The sequence below is a fragment of the Streptomyces sp. NPDC053431 genome (assembly GCF_044544925.1).
In the GTDB taxonomy this organism is placed as follows: Bacteria; Actinomycetota; Actinomycetes; order Streptomycetales; family Streptomycetaceae; genus Streptomyces.
On record NZ_JBITXX010000073.1, the window covers coordinates 1 to 1782 of the forward strand.

A 1782-nucleotide genomic window follows, 5' to 3' on the forward strand; every position below is an offset into this window, starting at 1 on the left:
CGCAGCCCGATCGCTTACGAGACAGCGCTCGGAACAACATCAACTACGCTGACCCAAGCCGCATAGCCCGTGTCCAAGATTCGGGGTCAAGGCCCCAACCAACCTCACCCCGAGCTCAGCCATACCCCAACTCAACCACACACAACTGTGATTGCAGTACTAGCAGTCTCCTTTCGCCCTCCCAGGGGCTCGGCTGTCAGGATGATGCAGTGGGATTTGCAGGAGGCGGACACCCAGTTCTCTATTTTCGCTGTTCAGCGCATGGCACATTTGGAGTGGGAGACGGGAGGGGGCCAAAAAAATCAAGGCCGGCCCGTCTGCTGAATGGCCGGGGTGTTCTGGTCTTCCCGCAAAGAAAATTCGACATAGATTATGGAAAGTGATTCCCTTGAGAAAAATCGCAGCAATCACAGGAACCCTTACTGCAGCGGCGGCGCTGATCAGCATGAGCGCCGGCAGCGCTTACGCAAAATACTCGGGTTCCATCGTACCAGTAGGCGATCCTGTATGTTCTCAGTCAACCTGGTACCCCAATCACGGAAGGTCCGAATGCACCAGTTACTATACAATTAACGTGTTTGCGGATTCGGTCGCCGAGGGGCAGCCAATGGTAGCTGTATGGGCGTCCGAAACGGTGGCGAATCTCTACAATAAAGCGAATGGCGTGACAGGTAAGGAGATCCTAGGAACGAACTGTACTAGTAAAGTAATTTCCTCTAATATTAACCTCAATGATTGGAATTATTCGGCAACCTATAATTACAAATTTGTCTGCGTGGTTTGGTGGTGAGCTGTAAGTGCGTTTGATCAACAGTCTACTTTCCCACCGCTTTGTGTGACCGCGAACAATGGCCGAGGCGCTTGGCTCGGACGCGGCGCTGTCGAAGTCGACGGTGTCGAACATCTGCCAGGCGATCCGCACCGAGTGCGACGCCTGGCGTGAGCGGGACTTGTCCGGCGTCACGCTGGACTACCTGTTCATCGACGCGTCGCACTTCCGCATGCACCCGAACGCTCCTGCCGAGCCGGTGCTCGCGGCGTGGGGCATCGACACTGACGGCAGGCCCGTCTTCATCGGCCTGGAGGCCGCCGGCTCGGAGTCCCACGATGCCTGGGCCGGTTTCCTTAAGGGGCTCCTTGACCGGGGCCTGGTCCCGCCGCTGTTGGTGATATCCGATGGCGGAGGGGGCCTCATCTCCGCCTGCGAGCTCGTCCTGGGCCGCAGTCTGCGCCAGCGGTGTCTGATCCACAAATGCCGCAATGTCACCTCGAAGGTAGCCGCCACGACCTTGAGACGGTGAAGAAGGAGTTCTGGGAGATCTTCGACACCTCCAAACTCGGTCTTCCGCCCGGCCAGCGGCTCGTCGACGCGGTCCAGCGCCGCATCGACGCCTTCGCCACCAGGTGGGAGAAGACCTACCCCGCTGCCGTCAAGTCCCTGCTGACCGACCGGAGTTCACTGACCACCTACCTCCGGTTCCCTGCCGAACACCACAAGCGCATCCGGCACTCCAACTTCATCGAGCGGACCTTCGGCGAGACCCGCCGCCGAGGCCAGACCGGCGGCCGGCCTGCTTTCGAACCCTTCGGCAACAACGGCTCCAGCACCGCCCACTGCCCGTCCGTGAGATCTCCCCGCCCCATGAACCAAGATCATTCACAGCCCAAGATCCACTTTCGATACAGGGCCTAGCTTGATCTTTAACCTGTGCGGCGAGGCCGTGGGGTCGTTGACTTCTTCGCCTTCGGTTTCGTGGTGTCTGTTTTGCGGACTGTGTGGAC

General features: G+C 59.0%; 2 protein-coding genes and 2 pseudogenes. 3 read left to right on the plus strand and 1 reads right to left on the minus strand.

The window, feature by feature from the left end:
* Positions 1-379: 379 nt before the first annotated feature.
* The 3 genes and pseudogenes from ACIGXE_RS37680 to ACIGXE_RS37690 all read left to right on the plus strand — a co-directional run.
* Complete coding sequence (locus tag ACIGXE_RS37680; RefSeq protein WP_399754679.1) at positions 380-790, plus strand: hypothetical protein; 411 nt, start codon at positions 380-382, stop codon at positions 788-790.
* A gap of 58 nt (positions 791-848) precedes the next feature.
* Positions 849-1301, plus strand: a complete 453-nt coding sequence (locus ACIGXE_RS37685; RefSeq protein ID WP_399754681.1) for a transposase — start codon at positions 849-851, stop codon at positions 1299-1301.
* Positions 1253-1498, plus strand: a pseudogene (locus tag ACIGXE_RS37690) (transposase); the annotation flags it as partial. The gene ACIGXE_RS37685 and the pseudogene ACIGXE_RS37690, both read left to right, overlap by 49 nt.
* 44 nt (positions 1499-1542) lie before the next feature.
* On the opposite strand, the pseudogene ACIGXE_RS37695 reads toward ACIGXE_RS37690, so the two are convergent.
* Positions 1543-1644 (minus strand): annotated as a pseudogene (locus ACIGXE_RS37695) (transposase); the annotation flags it as partial.
* Positions 1645-1782 lie beyond the last annotated feature (138 nt).